15 protein-coding genes are annotated in these 19,435 nt (G+C 70.1%); 12 read left to right on the top strand and 3 right to left on the bottom strand.

All coding sequences use genetic code 11. From position 1 onward, the window contains the following. Positions 1-242 precede the first annotated feature (242 nt). From ACW4TU_RS10975 to ACW4TU_RS10960, 4 genes are all read left to right on the top strand, one after another. On the top strand, positions 243-1,745 hold the full coding sequence (locus tag ACW4TU_RS10975) for a diaminobutyrate--2-oxoglutarate transaminase family protein (protein ID WP_457427065.1): 1,503 nt from the start codon (positions 243-245) through the stop codon (positions 1,743-1,745). Positions 1,746-1,820: 75 nt separating this feature from the next. Continuing rightward, the gene (locus ACW4TU_RS10970; RefSeq protein WP_457427063.1) at positions 1,821-3,818 is read left to right on the top strand and encodes an IucA/IucC family protein; all 1,998 of its coding nucleotides are present in this window, start codon (positions 1,821-1,823) and stop codon (positions 3,816-3,818) included. Between the two features lie 86 nt (positions 3,819-3,904). Beyond that, complete coding sequence (locus ACW4TU_RS10965; protein WP_457427061.1) at positions 3,905-4,666, top strand: GNAT family N-acetyltransferase; 762 nt, start codon at positions 3,905-3,907, stop codon at positions 4,664-4,666. A gap of 84 nt (positions 4,667-4,750) precedes the next feature. Continuing rightward, the gene (locus tag ACW4TU_RS10960) at positions 4,751-6,772 is read left to right on the top strand and encodes an ATP-dependent DNA helicase (RefSeq protein ID WP_457427059.1); all 2,022 of its coding nucleotides are present in this window, start codon (positions 4,751-4,753) and stop codon (positions 6,770-6,772) included. 146 nt (positions 6,773-6,918) lie between these two features. On the opposite strand, the gene lexA is transcribed toward ACW4TU_RS10960, so the two are convergent. After that, complete coding sequence (gene lexA, locus ACW4TU_RS10955) at positions 6,919-7,698, bottom strand: transcriptional repressor LexA (protein WP_164318350.1); 780 nt, start codon at positions 7,696-7,698, stop codon at positions 6,919-6,921. Between the two features lie 542 nt (positions 7,699-8,240). On the opposite strand from lexA, the gene nrdR reads away from it, so the two are divergent. The 3 genes from nrdR to ACW4TU_RS10940 all read left to right on the top strand — a co-directional run bounded on the left by nrdR (position 8,241) and on the right by ACW4TU_RS10940 (position 12,387). Continuing rightward, the gene (nrdR, locus tag ACW4TU_RS10950) at positions 8,241-8,792 is read left to right on the top strand and encodes a transcriptional regulator NrdR (RefSeq protein WP_457427056.1); all 552 of its coding nucleotides are present in this window, start codon (positions 8,241-8,243) and stop codon (positions 8,790-8,792) included. Between the two features lie 167 nt (positions 8,793-8,959). After that, positions 8,960-11,863 (top strand): vitamin B12-dependent ribonucleotide reductase, encoded by a 2,904-nt coding sequence (locus ACW4TU_RS10945; RefSeq protein ID WP_457427054.1) that lies wholly within the window; start codon positions 8,960-8,962, stop codon positions 11,861-11,863. Positions 11,864-12,147: 284 nt separating this feature from the next. Further along, entirely contained in the window at positions 12,148-12,387 is a 240-nt protein-coding gene (locus ACW4TU_RS10940; protein WP_457427052.1) for a DUF2785 domain-containing protein, read from the top strand. A 383-nt stretch (positions 12,388-12,770) separates the two neighbouring features. Here ACW4TU_RS10940 and ACW4TU_RS10935 read toward each other — a convergent pair whose 3' ends face one another. Then, positions 12,771-13,304, bottom strand: a complete 534-nt coding sequence (locus tag ACW4TU_RS10935) for a TerD family protein (protein WP_457427050.1) — start codon at positions 13,302-13,304, stop codon at positions 12,771-12,773. Positions 13,305-13,459: 155 nt separating this feature from the next. On the opposite strand from ACW4TU_RS10935, the gene ACW4TU_RS10930 reads away from it, so the two are divergent. The 3 genes from ACW4TU_RS10930 (at position 13,460) to ACW4TU_RS10920 (ending at position 15,770) form a co-directional block, all read left to right on the top strand. Next, entirely contained in the window at positions 13,460-14,065 is a 606-nt protein-coding gene (locus tag ACW4TU_RS10930; protein WP_457427048.1) for a YdbC family protein, read from the top strand. Between the two features lie 115 nt (positions 14,066-14,180). Next, the gene (locus ACW4TU_RS10925) at positions 14,181-14,840 is read left to right on the top strand and encodes a histidine phosphatase family protein (RefSeq protein WP_457427046.1); all 660 of its coding nucleotides are present in this window, start codon (positions 14,181-14,183) and stop codon (positions 14,838-14,840) included. A 12-nt stretch (positions 14,841-14,852) separates the two neighbouring features. After that, positions 14,853-15,770, top strand: a complete 918-nt coding sequence (locus ACW4TU_RS10920; protein ID WP_457427044.1) for an ADP-ribosylglycohydrolase family protein — start codon at positions 14,853-14,855, stop codon at positions 15,768-15,770. A 404-nt stretch (positions 15,771-16,174) separates the two neighbouring features. On the opposite strand, the gene ACW4TU_RS10915 is transcribed toward ACW4TU_RS10920, so the two are convergent. Next, positions 16,175-17,731: an MFS transporter gene (locus ACW4TU_RS10915; protein ID WP_457427042.1), complete on the bottom strand. Its 1,557-nt coding sequence runs from the start codon at positions 17,729-17,731 to the stop codon at positions 16,175-16,177. Between the two features lie 226 nt (positions 17,732-17,957). Here ACW4TU_RS10915 and ACW4TU_RS10910 point away from each other — a divergent pair, with 226 nt between their 5' ends. Both ACW4TU_RS10910 and ACW4TU_RS10905 read left to right on the top strand, forming a co-directional pair. After that, entirely contained in the window at positions 17,958-18,581 is a 624-nt protein-coding gene (locus ACW4TU_RS10910; RefSeq protein ID WP_457427040.1) for a TetR/AcrR family transcriptional regulator, read from the top strand. A 104-nt stretch (positions 18,582-18,685) separates the two neighbouring features. After that, positions 18,686-19,387 carry a ribonuclease HII gene (locus ACW4TU_RS10905; RefSeq protein ID WP_457427038.1) on the top strand — a complete coding sequence of 234 codons (702 nt, stop codon included), beginning with the start codon at positions 18,686-18,688 and terminating at the stop codon, positions 19,385-19,387. The last annotated feature ends 48 nt before the right edge of the window (positions 19,388-19,435 follow it).

Here is a 19,435-nt window from a genome sequence, read left to right as displayed (position 1 = left end):
GCCGGTCCGCCGATCGTCCGCCGGGCCGCCGATGTGACGCCTTGCCACGGCTGTTCCCGCGGTGCTGTTTCCGGAGTGCTGAGGCTATGGCGCCGTCCCGGCAAGGATCTTGAGATGACCCGTGACTCCTGTGGCGCGCAGGGTGTTGGTAACGGGAGGGGTCTATCGGCGAGTTGGTGCTCGGCCGGGGCGGCAGAGCAGTGGAGCAGCGGGGAGTTGGGGCATTGGGGCTGCGGGAGTCCATGGAGACGGGGGAGCGTCCGGGGGCGCGGGAATCCCGGGTGTCCGGGGAAGCGGACACGGAGGCCGACGCGTGCGCGGGCGCGCGCGGGGCGCACGAGGGGATTCTGCGGCGCCAGTCGGCGCGTGAATCGTCGGCACGCACCTACGCGCGCGCCCTGCCGATCGTCCCCGTACGGGCACGTGGGCTGACGATCGAGGGCGCCGACGGCCGCCGCTACCTCGACTGCCTCTCCGGTGCGGGGACACTCGCCCTCGGCCACAACCACCCCGTCGTGCTGGAGGCGATCCGCAAGGTCCTCGACTCGGGGGCGCCGCTGCATGTCCTCGACCTGGCGACCCCCGTCAAGGACGCCTTCACCACCGAACTGTTCCGCACCCTGCCGCCCGGACTCGCCGACCACGCGCGCGTGCAGTTCTGCGGACCGGCCGGGACGGACGCGGTGGAGGCCGCCTTCAAGCTCGTGCGCGCCGCGACCGGCCGCACCGGCCTGCTCGCCTTCGCGGGCGCCTATCACGGCATGACCGCGGGGTCGCTCAGCGCCTCCGGCCACGCGACCGACGTACGCGTCGCCCGGCTGCCCTTCCCCCAGGACTACCGCTGTCCCTTCGGGCTGGGCGGCGACCGGGGCGCCGAACTCGCCGCCCGCTGGACCGAGTCCGTCCTCGACGACACCAAGTCGGGCGTGCCATTGCCCGCCGGGATGATCCTCGAACCCGTCCAGGGCGAAGGCGGGGTGATTCCCGCGCCGGACGCCTGGATGCGGCGCATGCGACGGATCACCGAGTCTCGCTCGATCCCGCTGATCGCCGACGAGATCCAGACGGGAGTCGGCCGCACCGGCACGTTCTGGGCGGTGGAGCACAGCGGGGTGACCCCCGACGTGATGGTGCTGTCCAAGGCGATCGGCGGCAGCCTGCCGCTGGCCGTCGTGGTCTACCGCGACGACCTCGACGTCTGGGAACCCGGAGCCCACGCCGGCACGTTCCGCGGCAACCAGCTCGCCATGGCCGCGGGCACGGCCACCCTGACGTACGTCCGTGAACACGGACTCGCCGAACGCGCGGCCACCCTGGGGGCGCGCATGCTCTCCCAACTCCGGCAGCTGGCAGCGGAGTTCCCGATCATCGGTGATGTGCGCGGACGGGGCCTGATGATCGGGGTCGAACTGGTCGAGCCGGGGGCAGGAGCCGCCGCCGCGGACTCCGCCGACGGTGACCGGGATACCGACCCGGAGGTCTTCCCCGCCCCGGCCGACGGCGGACCGCGTCCCGCGGCGCCCGAACTGGCCGCCGCCGTGCAGCGGGAGTGTCTGCGCCGGGGCCTGATCGTCGAACTCGGCGGACGCCGGGCGAGCGTCGTCCGCCTGCTGCCGCCGCTCACCATCAGCGACGAACAGGCCGCCGCGGTACTCGACCGGCTGGCCGACGCGGTGGCGGCGGTGGCTCGCGGCCACACCGACTCCGGCCGCCCGCACGCCACCCACGCCGAACGAGCGGGATAGCCAGGTCGAACGCCCGCCCGTACCAACCCGGTTCGCCCCCGCACGTGCACTCGAACAACCTCACGAGGAATGGTCTTGAACAGCACCCCCGTACCCGAAGGCCGTTCCCACCCCACCCCAGCGCGCGGCTCCCGCACCGCGAGAGAAACGGTGCCCCGTCAGAAGGGAGCGGCCGACGGCGCCGAGTGGGCGCGCGGTGCCACGGCCGACCTTCTGGAACACCTCGACCCCCACACCGCGGCCCAGGCCGCCGCCACCGAGAACCTGCTGCGCTGCTGGGTACGGGAGAACGACCTCACCGCCCCCGATGACGGCACCCTCCACATCCCCCTCCCCGCCAGCGGCACCGCCCTGTTGGCCCCGGTCCACTACTGGTCCCCGACCGGCTGGCACCGCTTCGGCCTCCCTCATCTGGCCGACGCCCCCGCAGGAGCCCCGGCAGCCGACGCGGTCACCGTCGCGACCCTGCTCGCGAGGGAGACGTACGACGGTCCGAAGCCGGCCGGAGCCGACCCGGTGACCGCGACACCCTCGGCCCGTGCGGGCGGCATGTCGGCGGCGATCGACGTGCCGGCCCCGCCGGTGGCCTCCGTCCTGCCCCCCGACGCGGTCGACCTGGTCGCCCGTGTCGCCGACTCCGTCCGCCGGACCGCCACCTTCATCAGTGACCGTCGTGCGCATCCGGTCGACGGGCCCGACCTCTTTCTCGCCGCTGAGCAGGCACTGCTGCTGGGCCACCCGCTGCATCCGACCCCGAAGAGCCGCGAAGGGCTCGCCGAGGCCGAAGCCCGCCTCTACTCACCGGAGTTGCGGGGCTCCTTTCCGCTGCACTGGCTGGCGGTGGCCCCCTCCGTACTCGCCACGGACTCGGCCTGGACCGAGCGGGGCCGCCCCATCCGCGCCGAGCAGCTCACCGCGCAGCTCATCGGCGCCGCACTGCCACTGCCCGACGGCTTCGTGGCTCTCCCCCTGCACCCCTGGCAGATCCGCGAGACCCGCCACCGCCCAGAGATCGCAGCCCTGTTCGAGGCCGGCCTGCTCCGCGACCTGTGCACCCACGGCTCCCCCTGGCACCCCACCTCCTCCGTACGCACCGTCCACCGCTCGGGCGCCCCCGCCATGCTGAAGCTCTCGCTGGGGCTGCGCATCACCAACTCCCGGCGCGAGAACCTCCGCAAGGAGCTCCACCGGGGTGTCGAGGTGCACCGGCTGCTGCGCTGCGGACTGGCCAAGCAGTGGCAGTCCACGCACCCGTCCTTCGACATCGTCCGCGACCCGGCCTGGCTCGCCGTCGACGACCCGGACGGCCGCCCCGTCCCCGGCCTCGACGTGGTGATCCGCCACAACCCGTTCCACCCGGCGGACGACGTGTCCTGCGTCGCCGGACTGGTATCACCCCGGCCCCACGCCCATCCGGGCGGCACGGACGACCCGCACCGGGAGGGCCCGATCCTGCGGTCCCGGCTGGCCGGGGTCGTCACACGGCTCGCCGGACGTACCGGCCGCCCACGCGGTGCCGTCGCCGCCGAGTGGTTCCTGCGCTACCTGGAGCAGGTCGTACGGCCCGTGCTCTGGCTGGACAGCGAGGCGGGCATCGCCCTGGAGGCCCACCAGCAGAACACCCTGGTCCTGCTGGACGCCGACGGCTGGCCCCGGGGAGGCCGTTACCGCGACAACCAGGGGTACTACTTCCGCGAGTCCCGGCGCGCCGAACTCGACGCCCGGCTGCCGGGCATCGGAGAACAGAGCGACACGTTCGTCTCCGACGAGGTCACCGACGAACGGTTCGCCTACTACCTCGGCATCAACAACGTCCTCGGCCTCATCGGCGCGTTCGGCTCACAGCGCCTCGCCGACGAACAGCTGCTGCTGGCCGCCTTCCGGCGCTTTCTCACAGACGTCGCGGCCGGTCCCGCCCGCCTGCGCACGTCCCTGCCCGGACGTCTGCTGGACTCACCCGTCCTGCGCTGCAAGGCCAACCTGCTCACCCGGCTGCACGGCCTCGACGAGCTCGTCGGCCCGGTCGACACCCAGTCCGTCTACGTCAGCATCGCCAACCCCCTGCGCTCCTGACGTCACCAACACCCCCTGACGCCCCCAACCCCCTTTCACCCCTGAGGAACACCACCACACACCCCATCTCCTGAGAGGAGCGTCCCGTGCCTCCTGTCGACGCGCGCACCGACGCCCGTACCGACTTCCGAACCGCCTCGATCCCCGAGAACGACGCCGACTTCCGCACCGGCGGCGACAGTGAGGACACGCTGGAGCTGCGCCTGCCCGACGAGTTCCTCGCGAGGTACGCCGACGACGGCAGGGCGGCGGACACCGCCTCCCCGGCGCCCGACGGTGATCTCCTCGACGGCATCGGGGACTGGGGACCGAGGCTCACGCCCGCAGGCTCGTTCCACCTGCTCCCCGTACAGATCGCGCGCGATCTGCCTCTCATCGGGCGCTGGATGAACGACCCCACCGTCGCCACCTTCTGGGAGCTCGCCGGCACCGAGTGCGTGACCGAGGCCCATCTGCGGTCCCAGCTCGACGGTGACGGGCGCAGCGTCCCCTGTCTCGGCGTGCTGGAGGGCACCCCGATGAGCTACTGGGAGATCTACCGCGCCGACCTCGACCCACTGGCCCGGCACTATCCCGCCCGTCCCCACGACACCGGACTGCACCTGCTGCTCGGCGGTGTCGCCGATCGCGGGCGCGGACTGGGCGGCACCCTGCTCAGAGCGGTCGCCGACCTCGTACTCGACCACCGTCCCCGCTGTGCGCGCGTCGTCGCGGAACCCGACCTGCGCAACACACCCTCCGTGTCGGCCTTCCTCAGCGCCGGCTTCCGGTTCGGTGCCGAGGTCGACCTGCCCGCCAAACGGGCCGCCCTCATGATCCGGGACCGGGGCCTGCGCGATGCGTTGTAGACCCCCTGCGCCACTCGGGTTCCCACCGTGCGCTCCCGCCTTGATCACCCGATTGTCAGTGCCGCCCCGTAGGGTGGTCGCGCTATGACGAAGCCCTCACTCCCCGAACTCCTCCATGCTGCCGTCACCGCTGTCGGCGGTACGGAGCGCCCCGGCCAGGTGACCATGGCCGAAGCCGTCGCGGAGGCGATCGACGACGGTTCCCATCTGCTGGTCCAGGCAGGCACCGGCACCGGAAAGTCGCTCGGCTACCTCGTACCCGCGCTCGCGCACGGGGAACGGGTCGTGGTCGCGACCGCGACCCTCGCGCTCCAGCGCCAGCTCGTGGAACGCGATCTGCCGCGCACGGTCGACGCACTGCACCCGGTGCTGCGCCGCCGCCCCGAGTTCGCGATGCTCAAGGGCAGATCGAACTACCTGTGCCTGCACCGCCTCCACGAGGGGGTGCCGCAGGACGAGGGGGACAGCCTCTTCGACCCGTTCGAGGCGGCGGCGCCCACCAGCAAGCTGGGCCAGGACCTGCTGCGCCTGCGCGAATGGTCGGACGAGACCGAGACCGGCGACCGCGACGGCCTCACCCCCGGTGTCTCCGACCGGGCCTGGGCACAGGTCTCCGTCTCCTCCCGCGAGTGCCTGGGCGCCTCGAAGTGCGCGTACGGAGCCGAGTGCTTCGCCGAGATGGCCCGCGAGCGCGCCAAACTCGCCGAGGTGATCGTCACGAACCACGCGCTGCTCGCGATCGACGCCATCGAGGGCGCGCCCGTGCTCCCGCAGCACGAGGTGCTGATCGTCGACGAGGCGCACGAACTGGTCTCACGGGTCACCGGAGTGGCCACCGGCGAGCTCACTCCCAGCCAGGTCAACCGTGCCGTGCGCCGCGCGGCGAAGCTCGTCAACGAGAAAACCGCCGACCAGCTCCAGACGGCGGCCGAGGGCTTCGAGCGGGTGATGGAGCTCGCGCTGCCGGGCCGCCTGGAGGAGGTTCCGGAAGACCTCGGCTACGCGCTGATGGCACTGAGGGACGCCGCGCGCCAGGTGATCTCCGGGATCGGCGCGACCCGCGACAAGTCCGTCCAGGACGAGGACGCGGTCCGCAAACAGGCACTGGCCTCGGTGGAGTCCGTGCACGACGTCGCGGAGCGGATCGCGAACGGCTCCGAGTGGGACGTCGTCTGGTTCGAGCGGCACGACCGCTTCGGGGCCTCCCTGCGTGTCGCCCCGATGTCGGTGTCGGGCCTTCTCAGGGAGAAGCTCTTCACGGACCGCTCGGTGGTCCTGACCTCGGCGACACTCAAACTCGGCGGCGACTTCAACGGCGTCGGAGCCTCCCTCGGCCTCGCCCCGGAGGGCACGGCGGGCGACGACCTCCCGCAGTGGAAGGGCGTCGACGTCGGCTCGCCCTTCGACTACCCGAGGCAGGGCATCCTGTACGTCGCCAAGCACCTGGCGCGCCCCGCGCGTGACGGTGACCGCGGGGACATGCTGGACGAGCTCACGGAGCTGATCCAGGCAGCGGGCGGGCGCACCCTCGGCCTGTTCTCCTCGATGCGGGCAGCCCAGCTCGCGGCGGAGGAACTGCGTTCCCGCATCCCCGAGTTCCCGATCCTCCTCCAGGGCGAGGAGACGCTCGGCGAGCTGATCAAGAACTTCGCGGCCGACCCGCGGACCTGTCTGTTCGGCACACTGTCCCTCTGGCAGGGTGTCGACGTCCCGGGCGCCAGCTGTCAGCTGGTCGTCATGGACAAGATCCCGTTCCCGCGCCCGGACGACCCGCTGATGAGCGCCCGCCAGAAGGCGGTCGAGGACGCCGGGGGCAACGGCTTCATGGCCGTCGCCGCCACCCATGCGGCGCTCCTCATGGCCCAGGGCGCCGGCCGCCTCGTACGGGCGACGGGCGACCGTGGTGTGGTCGCCGTGCTGGACCAGCGCCTCGCCACGGCCCGGTACGGGAGCTACCTGAAGGCGTCCCTGCCGGACTTCTGGTACACCACGGACCGCAACGTGGTCCGTCGGTCGCTGGCCGCGATCGACGCCGTGGCAAAGCAGACGGAGGAAGCTGCGACGGCCGAGGAGGCCGATCAGGTCGAGCAGGCGGAAGAGGCGTAGACACCACAGTGCCGGCCACCGACTTCAGTCGGTGGCCGGCACTGCGGTGCACCTGCGCACGGGACAACGCAGGGCCCCGGAACCGGCGCAGGGGTTCCGGGGCCCGGTCAGGGGCGGGGTCCGTAAGGCCCCGCCTCCCGCAGCTCTCACACGCGGCGGAGAACCGCCACCACCTTGCCGAGGATCGTCGCCTCGTCGCCGGGGATCGGCTGGTACGCGGAGTTGTGCGGGAGGAGCCAGACGTGGCCGTCCTCGCGCTTGAAGCGCTTGACGGTGGCCTCGCCGTCCAGCATCGCGGCCACGATGTCGCCGTTCTCGGCGACCGGCTGGCGGCGCACCGTGACCCAGTCGCCGTCGACGATCGCGGCCTCGGTCATCGAGTCGCCGACGACCTTCAGGACGAAGAGCTCTCCGTCACCCACCAGTTGGCGGGGGAGGGGGAACACGTCCTCGACCGATTCCTCGGCGAGGATGGGTCCGCCGGCGGCGATACGGCCCACCAGGGGGACGTACGACGCGGCGGGCTTGCCCGCGGTGTCCGTGGGCTGCACGGAAGCCCCTTGGTCGGAACCGCGTACTTCATAGGCGCGCGGGCGATGCGGATCGCGGCGCAGGAATCCCTTGCGCTCCAGAGCCATGAGCTGATGTGCGACCGATGAAGTACTGGAGAGGCCGACTGCCTGCCCGATCTCGCGCATCGACGGCGGGTAACCGCGTCGTTGCACGGAGTCCCTGATGACCTCGATCACGCGCCGTTGCCGGTCGGTGAGTCCCGAGCTGTCCGCTCGGATTCCTGGAGGTCGTCCAGGGAGGGACCGCTTGGGTCCCTCAGGATTCGTGGCTTCGTTCATCGCATGCACCGGCTCGAGTCGGCTCTGGGAGCGGTCCTGGGCAGTGATGGTGGCACTGTCTGCGGTGGTGGTCACGTCGGCCCCTCTCGATGGTCTCCCGTGCAGTGCAACGGTAGTTGCTTTCGAAAGGTTGCGCCAAACACACGTTCGAGTGAAAAATTGCCGATGGCCTGCCACGATCGGATATCTGGGTGTATGGCTCACGTCGTGCCGGGCGGACAAAAGGGCTCTTTGTTGTACCCTTCACCGCCGGGGTGGCGACCTCGTGGGCCGGTGCCCAAGTCTGCCACCCGGAGCCCCGTCAACCGGGAATCGACCTCCGTCGTCCGCGGTCCTCACCGTATCTCCGCATGTTCCCGAGCGATACGGCCGAGCCGGATCCGGTCCCTCGTGGCGGTATGGCCGTACGGCACATGCCAATACTGGTGCGACACGCGCTACGTGATGGATGTACGGGCCAATCCCCACATCTAGTGGTTGGATTGCGGCTGTAGCCCAGAAGTTGTGGTCCCCCGGGTCTTCGGCCCCTCGGGCATCACCTATGCTGGGGGCTGCTTCGAGGGGCTCAAAGGCCCTTGCGGGGCTATTGAGTCTGCTGTGAGGGAGGGTTGGAGAACATGCACTGCCCCTTCTGCAGGCACCCCGACAGCCGCGTGGTCGACAGTCGTACGACCGACGACGGCACGTCGATCCGCAGGCGCCGCCAGTGTCCTGACTGCTCCCGTCGGTTCACGACCGTCGAGACGTGCTCGCTCATGGTGGTCAAGCGGTCCGGAGTCACCGAACCGTTCAGTCGTACGAAGGTCATCAACGGCGTGCGCAAGGCATGTCAGGGACGGCCTGTCACCGAGGACGCTCTCGCCCAACTCGGCCAGCGGGTCGAGGAGGCGGTGCGCGCCACCGGAAGCGCCGAGCTGACCACCCACGACGTGGGGCTGGCCATACTCGGTCCGTTGCAGGAACTCGACCTCGTCGCCTACCTGCGATTCGCGTCCGTCTACCGGGCGTTCGACTCGCTGGACGACTTCGAGGCCGCCATCGCGGAGCTCAGGGAAGCACCGCGCAGCCCCGCCGTGGACGACGAAGACCCGGACGTGGGGCGCCGGCAGGACGATCGCGGGTCCGGGGGGACTGCTCAGGTCCCCGTGCCCGCCAACGCCGCCGACTGACCGGCGGGCCGGACCCGGACCGCGCGTTCGGACCCGGCCCCGGGCGGCGGCAATCCAAAGACCTGCTGCGGGCGGCATCAAGAGCCTGTCCGCAGCGCAAGAAACCACACCGTGTCACGGGAACAACGTGACACTTCTGGGCGTTTTGCCCGATACTGGGAGGCGGCATGACAGAGACGGCGAGCGGTCCGGCACGGAGTTCCCGCGCCAAGGGGACGAAGGCGGTCAGGGGACTGCGCATCGAGCGGATCCACACCACCCCCGGCGTGCACCCGTACGACGAGGTCGAGTGGGCGAGCCGTGACGTCGTCATGACCAACTGGCGCGACGGCTCGGTCAACTTCGAGCAGCGTGGCGTCGAGTTCCCCGACTTCTGGTCGGTGAACGCGGTCAACATCGTCACCAGCAAGTACTTCCGCGGTGCTGTCGGCACCCCGCAGCGCGAGGTGAGCCTCAGGCAGCTCATCGACCGCATCGTGAAGACGTACACAAAGGCGGGTGAGGACTACAAGTACTTCGCCTCCCCGGCCGACGCCGAGATCTTCGAGCACGAGCTGGCGTACGCCCTCCTGCACCAGATCTTCAGCTTCAACAGCCCCGTCTGGTTCAACGTCGGGACCCCGCAGCCCCAGCAGGTCTCGGCCTGCTTCATCCTGTCCGTCGACGACTCCATGGAGTCGATCCTCGACTGGTACAAGGAAGAGGGCATGATCTTCAAGGGCGGCTCCGGCGCCGGCCTGAACCTCTCCCGGATCCGCTCCTCCAAGGAACTGCTCTCCTCCGGCGGCAACGCCTCGGGCCCGGTCTCCTTCATGCGGGGCGCCGACGCGTCGGCGGGAACGATCAAGTCGGGCGGCGCCACCCGCCGCGCGGCCAAGATGGTCATCCTCGACGTCGACCACCCCGACATCGAGAACTTCATCGAGACCAAGGTGAAGGAAGAGGAGAAGATCCGCGCCCTGCGCGACGCGGGCTTCGACATGGACCTGGGCGGCGACGACATCACGTCCGTCCAGTACCAGAACGCCAACAACTCGGTCCGGGTGAACGACACGTTCATGAAGGCGGTCGAGGCGGGCGGCAAGTTCGGGCTCACCTCCCGGATGACCGGCGAGGTCATCGAGGAGGTCGACGCCAAGTCGCTCTTCCGCAAGCTGGCCGAGGCGGCCTGGGCCTGCGCCGACCCGGGCATCCAGTACGACGACACGATCAACCAGTGGCACACGTGCCCGGAGTCCGGCCGTATCAACGGCTCGAACCCGTGCAGCGAGTACATGCACCTGGACAACACGTCCTGCAACCTCGCCTCGCTGAACCTGATGAAGTTCCTGAAGGACGACGGCAAGGGCCGCCAGTCCTTCGAGATCGACCGCTTCGCGAAGGTCGTCGAGCTCGTCATCACCGCGATGGACATCTCCATCTGCTTCGCCGACTTCCCGACCGAGAAGATCGGCGAGAACACGCGCGCGTTCCGCCAGCTCGGCATCGGCTACGCCAACCTCGGCGCCCTGCTGATGGCGACCGGTCACGCGTACGACTCCGTGGGCGGCCGTGCCCTGGCCGGCGCCATCACCTCCCTGATGACCGGCACGTCGTACCGCCGCTCCGCCGAACTCGCCGCGGTCGTCGGCCCGTACGACGGCTACGCCCGTAACGCGCAGCCGCACCTGCGGGTCATGAAGCAGCACGCCGACGAGAACGACAAGGCCGTCCGTATCGACGACCTGGACACCCCGATCTGGGCCGCCGCCACGGAGGCCTGGCAGGACGTCGTCCGCATCGGCGAGAAGAACGGATTCCGTAACGCGCAGGCGTCCGTCATCGCCCCGACCGGCACCATCGGTCTCGCGATGTCCTGCGACACCACGGGTCTTGAGCCCGACCTCGCACTGGTCAAGTTCAAGAAGCTCGTCGGCGGCGGCTCGATGCAGATCGTCAACGGCACCGTCCCGCAGGCCCTGCGCCGCCTGGGCTACCAGGAGGAGCAGATCGAGGCGATCGTCGCCCACATCGCCGAGCACGGCCATGTGATCGACGCCCCGAGCCTCAAGCACGAGCACTACGAGGTGTTCGACTGCGCCATGGGCGAGCGGACCATCTCCGCGATGGGCCACGTCCGCATGATGGCCGCGATCCAGCCCTGGATCTCCGGCGCCCTGTCCAAGACGGTCAACATGCCGGAGACGGCGACCGTCGAGGAGGTCGAGGAGATCTACTTCGAGGCCTGGAAGATGGGCGTCAAGGCGCTCGCGATCTACCGCGACAACTGCAAGGTCGGCCAGCCGCTCTCCGTCAAGAAGAAGGACGACGAGAAGACCGCGGTGACCGCGAAGACCGAGGCGACGATCCGTGAGGCCGTCGAGAAGGTCGTCGAGTACCGTCCGGTGCGCAAGCGCCTCCCCAAGGGCCGCCCCGGCATCACCACGTCCTTCACGGTCGGCGGCGCCGAGGGTTACATGACGGCCAACTCCTACCCGGACGACGGTCTCGGCGAGGTCTTCCTGAAGATGTCCAAGCAGGGTTCCACCCTCGCGGGCATGATGGACGCCTTCTCGATCGCCATCTCGGTGGGTCTGCAGTACGGCGTGCCGCTGGAGACGTACGTCTCGAAGTTCACGAACATGCGCTTCGAGCCGGCCGGGATGACGGACGACCCCGATGTCCGTATGGCCCAGTCGATCGTCGACTACATCTTCCGCCGCCTCGCGCTGGACTTCCTCCCCTTCGAGACGCGTTCCGCCCTCGGCATCCACTCCGCCGACGAGCGTCAGCGTCACCTGGAGACGGGGTCCTACGAGCCGACCGACGAAGAGGTCGACATCGAGGTCGAGGGCCTGGCCCAGTCGGCGCCCCGCACGCAGGAGCTGAAGGCCGTCGCGGCCCCGAAGGCCGTCCCTGCCCAGACGCCGGAGCCCGTGCTGACGCAGGTCCACACCAGTGCCGAACTGGTGGAGATGCAGCTGGGCATCCAGGCGGACGCCCCGCTGTGCTTCTCCTGTGGTACGAAGATGCAGCGGGCCGGGTCCTGCTACATCTGCGAGGGATGCGGGTCGACCAGCGGTTGCAGCTGATCTCGACGGACGGTCCCCGACCGGTCGGTGAGTGAGGGAGGAGGGGTGCCGGTCATGTGCCGGTGCCCCTCCTTCGTCGTGCCGGGGTCCGCGCAACCTCCGTCCGTGGGCGACACGTCGCGGCGGCACGACGGTGACATCGGGGGACTCTCGGGGGCTGCCCGGGCCGCCGCTCTCGACACGCTGGTCGCGGACCTGCGTTCCCCGGATCCCGTGGTGTGTGACGAGCGCGCGTATGGAACGGCCGTCCGCTGGATACCGGGCCTCGACGCGGCCGAGCGGCGGTGGCTCGGGGACCGTGCGGCCTGCCTGTCCGACGATTCCGGCATTCAGGCGCGTGCGTTCGCCCCCCTTGTCCTGGCCCGGATCGCCGCCGCGGGGGACTGGCGGCAGGAGTGGTGGAGGCGTGCGCCGGGTGGTATCCCGGCGAGACCGATCTGCGCGGGTACGGCCCCGTGCTCGGCCGGGTGTACGCCGCCGCGCACGGGGCCGACCTGCTGGCGGCTCTCGCGCGGCGCCCATAGCAGGATCCCGCACCGCTGTTCGAACTTGCCGTCGCGCGGCTGCTGGCCGACACCGGGCATGTCTTCGACACCCAGGAGGACGACCGGATCGCCCGTGTGCCGGCTCGGGTCCTGTGCCGGCCCGGTCTCGGTGCCGCCGGGTCGGTGGGATGGCTGGACGCCGTCCCACCGGCGTTCCGGACGGGGGAACCGGGGCCGGTTCCCCCTGGGCCTCCAACACCATGCGCACGCTGCGCATGCTCTACCCGCTGGTGGACCGCGGACTGCCGGCACCGGGAGGGGACGGGCCGCCGAGCACGGTCACCCATCGGGAGGCCGTACTCGATGCCCTGGCCGCCACCCTCGCGATCGTCACCCCCTGCCTGCCCCCCTTCGGGGAGGGGTCAGGGCTGGCGCGTGCGGCCCATCTCCCTGCTGAACGTCGAGGGGTCGTCCTCGAAGCCCCGCACACCGGGGTGGAAGTCCCACGACCCGGCCTCGTCGCGGACGAACTCCGCGACCGTGGCCGCCGTAGCCCCCAGAACACCGCCGAAGTCGTCCTCGGCCAGGACGGTGTAACCCTCGCGAATGCGCAGGCCGGGCCCTCGGACACTGACGAACGTCCGGTGCGTGGAACGCTGTTGGATGACGACGCCGACCACCACACGCGCGTACTGGGCGCCCAGTCGGTCGAACTCCAGCGTCATGACCTCGTCCCAGCCGAAGCCCTTCCCGTCCTTGCTGTCCCGGTTGAGCGTGATCGTGCCGTCCGGGGAACGGCTGTCGAAGTGCACCACATAGGCGGGATCGCCGTACGGATCGGTCGCCGGGTAGGTCGCGGCAACGATGTCCAGATCGGTGGGCGGCTGTCCCGCCGGACTCGGATCCCACTTCAGTGAGACTTCGGCCTTGCGGATCCCCTTGTTGAGGGCCTTCACCAGACTTTCCTTCCCCGTTCGCCGTTGTGCTGTCGCTCCAACTGCCGGTACATCACAGCTGGTTGTCCATCGTGCCACGCGCGCGGGGGCGCTCGCGCGGTCGTACTCCGCCCGAGCGTGACCGGCGCCACGCCGCTGGGCCTTACGATGGCGCGGTGCTGGTCAAGTGGATTCGCTGCACCGTGGTCGACCGCCGCGGTTTCGAACGGGGGCAGCGAAAGTGGGCGGGACTTCTGGGGGAGCCGGGATTCCGGGGGCAGGGCGGGGGCTGGAGCCGGGGGCGTCCCGGCGTGGCACACGTCTTCGCCTTCTGGGAGAGCCGCGCCTTCTACGACTCCTTCATGGCCCGATCCCATGACCGGCTCGCCACCGCGCAGTCGGGCACCTTCAAGGACCAGCAGGTCAAGCTGTTCGACTACCGGTTCGACGTGAAGACCGGCTTCGAGCCGCGCTTCACGGACTCCGACCTGGTACGGGTGGCGCACTGCCGCGTCCACGAAGAGCGCGCCGAGCACTTCGCGCTGATGCAGGAGAAGGTCTGGAACCCCGCGATGGCGGGTTCGCCCGGCATGGTGCGGGGGCTGTTCGGCGAGGCGCCGGGGCACGAGTTCCTGATCCTGTCGATGTGGCGGTCGGCCGCCGAACACGGCAAGTACCGGGCCGAGCGTGTGGAGCGGCTGGCACTGCGTGCCCAACTGGAGGCGGACGTCGCGGCCCTCGCCGGAGACATCGTCGAACTGGAACCCAGCTGGATAGTCTGAGGTCCGGACCCTGTGTTCCGCCTCGTGTGCTTCTGTGCGCACGACATGTGTGACATACGCCGTATAGAGGTCGTGTGAGTGCCCGGTCGGCGCCGACCCGATCTAGGGTTTTGGCATGGTAAGACCACGGCGCATCGTCCTCGTCCGGCACGGCGAGTCAATGGGCAATGCCGATGACACCGTCTACGAGCGCGAGCCGGATCATGCCCTCGCCCTCACCGAACGCGGCTGGCGACAGGCGGAGGAGACCGGCAAGCGGCTGCGCGAGGTGTTCGGGCAGGAGCAGGTGAGCGTCTACGTCTCCCCCTACCGTCGTACACACGAGACCCTGCGCGCGTTCGGCCTGAACTCCGACCTCGTGCGCGTACGCGAGGAGCCCCGGCTGCGCGAGCAGGACTGGGGCAACTGGCAGGACCGGGACGACGTACAGCTGCAGAAGGCGTACCGGGACGCCTACGGGCACTTCTTCTACCGTTTCGCCCAGGGAGAGTCCGGCGCCGACGTGTACGACAGGGTCGGCGGCTTCCTGGAGAGCCTCTACCGCAGCTTCGAGGCGCCCGACCATCCGCCCAACGTGCTGCTGGTGACCCATGGGCTGGCCATGCGGTTGTTCTGTATGCGCTGGTTCCACTGGACGGTCGCGGAGTTCGAGTCACTGTCGAATCCGGGAAACGCGGAGATGCGGATGCTCGTTCTCGGAAGCGACGGCAGGTACACCCTGGACCGGCCGTTCGAGCGCTGGCGTGATCCGGAATCGTATGGAATCACCGGATAGAGTGGCAGCGCGATGACCGTTGACTTCTCTCCCCAGTCCTCTTCTCACGAGCGCCTGGAGCGCGCCCTGGCCAGCCTGCGCGGGCTTGCGGTGGGGGACGCGCTCGGGTCGCAGTTCTTCGTGCCCGTGAACCACCCGCTCCTCAAGGTCCGCGAACTGCCGTCCGGCCCCTGGCAGTGGACCGACGACACGGAGATGGCGTGCTCCGTGGTGGCCGTGCTGGCCGCCCACCAGCGCGTCGACCAGGACGCGCTGGCCCTCTCCTTCGCGCACCACCACGACTTCGACCGCGGGTACGGTCCCGCGGTGAACCGGCTCCTGCGACTGGTCCGGGAGGGGGGCGACTGGCGCGAGCTGGCCTCCGCCCTGTTCAACGGCCAGGGGTCGTGGGGCAACGGCGCGGCCATGCGGATCGCTCCCCTGGGTGCCTGGTACGCGGACGACCCGGAACAGGCGACCCACCAGGCGGAGATCTCGGCCTACCCCACGCACCAGCACCGCGAGGCCGTGGTGGGCGCCATGGCCGTCGCCGCGGCCGCCGCCCTGGTGGGCGCCCCGGGCGGCCCGCCGAGCCCCGGTGCGCTCCTCGACGGTGTCGTCGCGCTCGTCCCGAGAAGCGCCGTCTCCGCCGGGCTGCGGCGTGCCCGGGACATGCTGGACTACGCCGACGCGGGCACGGTCGCGGCCGTACTGGGCTGTGGCCGGCGTACGTCGGCGCACGACACCGTGCCCTTCGCGCTCTGGTCCGCCGCGCGCGCCCTCGGTGACTACGAGGAGGCGTTCTGGGCGACGGCCCGGGTGGGCGGGGACGTGGACACGAACTGCGCCATCGTGGGCGGCGTACTCGCCGCGGGAAAGGCGGGGGCGCCGCCGCCGGCGTGGCTGGAGCGGACGGAAGCGCTGCCGGAGTGGGTGCCCGCGGGGTCGTAGCACGGGCGGGGCTGTCGGGCCGTACACGCGCGTGTGCGGCAGGGCGCGCCCTGGTGAGATGTCGCGATGATGCCGTGAGCGTCGCCCGTTCAGGTCCCCGCCGGAGCGGCGCGGAGGCGTCGGCCACGCGCGGCTCCTCCTCGCGCGGTGCCGCAGACGCCTTAAGGCGCGCGGGCGTGCGCAGCGGCATGTACCGCTGACCTGGTGGGCGCGGATCCGTCGTGGCGGTGCCTGCGGGCGGGATCGCCGGGGGAGCGCCGCGAGGCTCCGGAGGCGTCCGTGCGTACCCTCACGTCGTCCGTGGTCGTCCGTGGTCGCCGTGTACGTCGCTCCGGTGCCCGGAGCGACGTACCGCTGTCGTCGGCGACCGTCTCGGCAGCGCCTGCGGGCCCGCTGCCGGGAGATCAGCCGCCGGCCGGGCCCGTGGTGCTCGCCGTGCCTGCCAGGGCCTCCAGGTCGCTCTTGCGGACGCGGATGACGAACCAGGCAGTGACGAGGGCCAGGACGGCCATCGCGGCGGCGGGGATGAAGGCCGTGGAGATGCCGTGGGCGAGTACCTCGTGGCTCCAGGGAGCGGGGAGTTGCTTGGTCCTGGCGAACTCCGCCTTCTGCTCCGCCGTGGCCTGGGCGAGGAACTTGGGTACCTGTTTCGCCGCCTCGTCGCGGCTCGCCGAGCCGAACACCGTCGTCAGGATGGAGAGGCCGAGCGAACCGCCCACCTGCTGCGTCACGTTGAGCAGCCCGGACGCGGCGCCGGCCTCGTGCGCGGCGACCCCGGAGACCGCCGTCAGGGTCAGCGTCACGAAGTTCAGGCCCATGCCGAAGCCGAACACCAGCATCGGGCCGAGCACCCCGCCGACGTACGAGCTGTCGGGAGTGATGAAGGCCTGCCAGGCGAGGCCCAGTGTGGCCAGTGCCGAGCCGGCCACCATGAACGGTTTGGGTCCCAGGACCGGCAGGAACCGCTGTGAGAGGCCCGCGCCCGTGGCGATCGCGAAGGTCACCGGCAGGAAGGCGAGGCCCGCCTCGATCGGCGTGTACAGCAGGACGTTCTGTACGAACAGGACGATGAAGAAGAACATGCCGAACATCGCCGCGGCCAGGCTCAGCATGATCACGTACGTGCCCGAGCGGTTGCGGTCGGCGAACATCCGCAGCGGGGTGATCGGCTCCTTGGCGCGCATCTCCACAAAGGCGAAGGCGACCAGCAGGACCACCGCGGTGCCGAACGACGCGAGGGTCAGGTTGTCCCGCCAGCCCTTCTCCGCCGCGCGGATGAAGCCGTAGACGAGGGACGCCATGCCCAACGTCGAGGTCAGTGCGCCCAGGATGTCGAAGCGGCCCGGGTGGCGTTCGGACTCCCCGATGTACATCGGGGTGAGCGCGGCGATCAGGAGACCGATCGGCACGTTGACGAAGAGCACCCAGCGCCAGTCGAGCCACTCCGTGAGCATGCCGCCGGCGAGCAGGCCGACGGCGCCGCCGCCGGCCGAGACGGCGGCGAAGACGCCGAAGGCCCGGTTGCGCTCCGGGCCTTCGGGGAACGTGGTGGTGATGAGCGCCAGCGAGGTGGGCGAGGCGATCGCGCCGCCCACACCCTGGAGGGCCCGCGCGGCCAGCAACTGCCAGGGTTCCTGGGCGAGTCCGCCCAGCAGAGAGGCGGCGATGAACACCAGGATGCCGGTCAGGAAGACCCGGCGGCGGCCGAGGATGTCACCGGCCCGGCCGCCGAGCAGCAGCAGGCCGCCGAAGGTGAGCGTGTAGGCGCTGACCACCCAGGTGAGGTCGGTCGTGCTGAACTTGAGGGCGCCTTGAATGTGCGGTAGCGCGATGTTCACAATCGTCGCGTCGAGTACCACCATGAGTTGGCAGGCCGCGATGACGGTGAGCGCTATGCCGGGATGCCCCTCCCGGCGGGCCGCACCTGGTTTCTGGTCTTTCATCAACGAAGAGGTAGTCACAATGGGTCCCCCATAAGAGCACTAGTGAACGCTTGCGTTCACTGTCGCGTCGAACGGTAGTGAGTCCCCGACAGTGAACGCAAGCGTTCACTTAAGCCGTCGCCGTGTCGTGTGCCGGTTGCCCGGGTAATCTCGGCGATTCACCTCGTCGGCGATCACCCCAATGCCGACAATCCTCATAAATACTCGCACCCCCCGCTCCCCCCTGCCCGCTGGAGACACTCAGATGGTTACTTCGCGCTGGACGGCTGCCCCCGCCCGGGCGGCCTCCCCCCGCCGGCGCGGCGCCGTGCTCGAACGCGCGATCCTCGAGGCCGCGCTGGAGCAGCTCAGTACGGTCGGCTGGAACGGGCTCACGATGGAGGGTGTCGCCGCCGGCGCCCAGACCGGGAAGGCCGCGGTCTACCGCCGCTGGCCCTCGAAGGAGGACCTCGTCGCGGACGCGCTCCAGGCCGGGCTGCCGCGCTTCGACCGGGCGCCCGACCTCGGGAACGTCCGGGACGACCTTCTCGAACTGTGCCGGCAGGTGCGTGAGGCGCTGTTCTCGCGCCCCGGATTCGCGCTGCGCTCGGTAATTCACGAATGCGACAACCCGCAGGCGGAACGGTTCCAGAGCGTGATCTTCGGAGGGCTCGTCGAGCCGATGGTAGGGCTGCTTCGGGAGATCATCGAGCGAGGAATCAAGCGGGGAGAGGTCCGTCTCGACGCTGCCAACGGCTACGTCCTCGACGCCATTCCGGCGATGATGATGTACCGCTCCAAGATGTGCGGGAGTGAATGGGGGGAGCGCGACATGGAGGAGATGATCGACCAGTTCATGGTTCCGCTGCTGCGGGCGGGCCGTGTCTGAAGTCCGCTCCGAAGGCGGCCCGGGTGCGCTCGGCGGTGAGCCTCAAGTCGCTTGGGGGAACCGGGTGTCGTGTGGGGTTCCGGGCGGCGTAGGCTAAGACCGCCATGCCGTACGAAGCACCCACCCACACCGTCGAGCGCTCTTTGCGCGCCACGACCGGAGCGAAGGTCATCGCCGGCGTCGACGAGGTAGGGCGGGGTGCGTGGGCCGGCCCCGTCACCGTCTGCGCGGCGGTCACCGGCCTCAGGCGGCCCCCCGAAGGGCTCACCGACTCCAAGCTCATCGCGGTCAAGCGGCGTACCCAACTCGCGGAAGTACTGCGGGAATGGGTCACGTCGTACGCGTTGGGGCACGCCTCTCCGGAGGAGATCGACGACCTGGGGATGACGGCAGCGCTGCGGCTTGCCGCGGAGCGTGCGCTGGAGGCCTTGCCGGTCCGCCCCGACGCGGTCATCCTCGACGGGAAGCACGACTACCTGGGGTCGCCGTGGCAGGTCCGTACGGTGATCAAGGGTGACCAGTCGTGCGTGGCGGTCGCGGCGGCGTCCGTGATCGCCAAGGTTCAGCGCGACAAAATGATGGCCGAACTGGGTATCGACCATGCAGACTTCGGGTTTGCGGCCAATGCCGGGTATCCGTCACCCGTGCACAAGGCCGCGCTGGAGGAGCGGGGTCCCACTCCGTACCACCGGCTGTCGTGGGCGTATCTTGATGCGCTGCCCCAGTGGCGGCACCTCAAGAAGGCCCGCAGCTGGGCGAACGGGAACGCTCCGGAGATCGAGGGCCAGCTCGGCTTCGACTTCTGACAGTTCCGTTCGCACTCATGTGCCACCCGCTGGCGCGAGTCGCACCGG

It is taken from the genome of Streptomyces kryoterrae (assembly GCF_054072135.1).
This window is presented reverse-complemented; position numbering and strand designations above follow the sequence as displayed.

What these genes read in the sequence shown, in the direction of transcription:
- ACW4TU_RS10905 (WP_457427038.1), top strand. Translation starts at nt 18,686, where the DNA reads ATGCCGTACGAAGCACCCACCCACACCGTCGAGCGCTCTTTGCGCGCC.
- ACW4TU_RS10910 (WP_457427040.1), top strand. Translation starts at nt 17,958, where the DNA reads ATGGTTACTTCGCGCTGGACGGCTGCCCCCGCCCGGGCGGCCTCCCCC.
- ACW4TU_RS10920 (WP_457427044.1), top strand. Translation starts at nt 14,853, where the DNA reads ATGACCGTTGACTTCTCTCCCCAGTCCTCTTCTCACGAGCGCCTGGAG.
- ACW4TU_RS10945 (WP_457427054.1), top strand. Translation starts at nt 8,960, where the DNA reads ATGACAGAGACGGCGAGCGGTCCGGCACGGAGTTCCCGCGCCAAGGGG.
- ACW4TU_RS10960 (WP_457427059.1), top strand. Translation starts at nt 4,751, where the DNA reads ATGACGAAGCCCTCACTCCCCGAACTCCTCCATGCTGCCGTCACCGCT.
- nrdR (WP_457427056.1), top strand. Translation starts at nt 8,241, where the DNA reads ATGCACTGCCCCTTCTGCAGGCACCCCGACAGCCGCGTGGTCGACAGT.
- ACW4TU_RS10975 (WP_457427065.1), top strand. Translation starts at nt 243, where the DNA reads ATGGAGACGGGGGAGCGTCCGGGGGCGCGGGAATCCCGGGTGTCCGGG.
- ACW4TU_RS10925 (WP_457427046.1), top strand. Translation starts at nt 14,181, where the DNA reads ATGGTAAGACCACGGCGCATCGTCCTCGTCCGGCACGGCGAGTCAATG.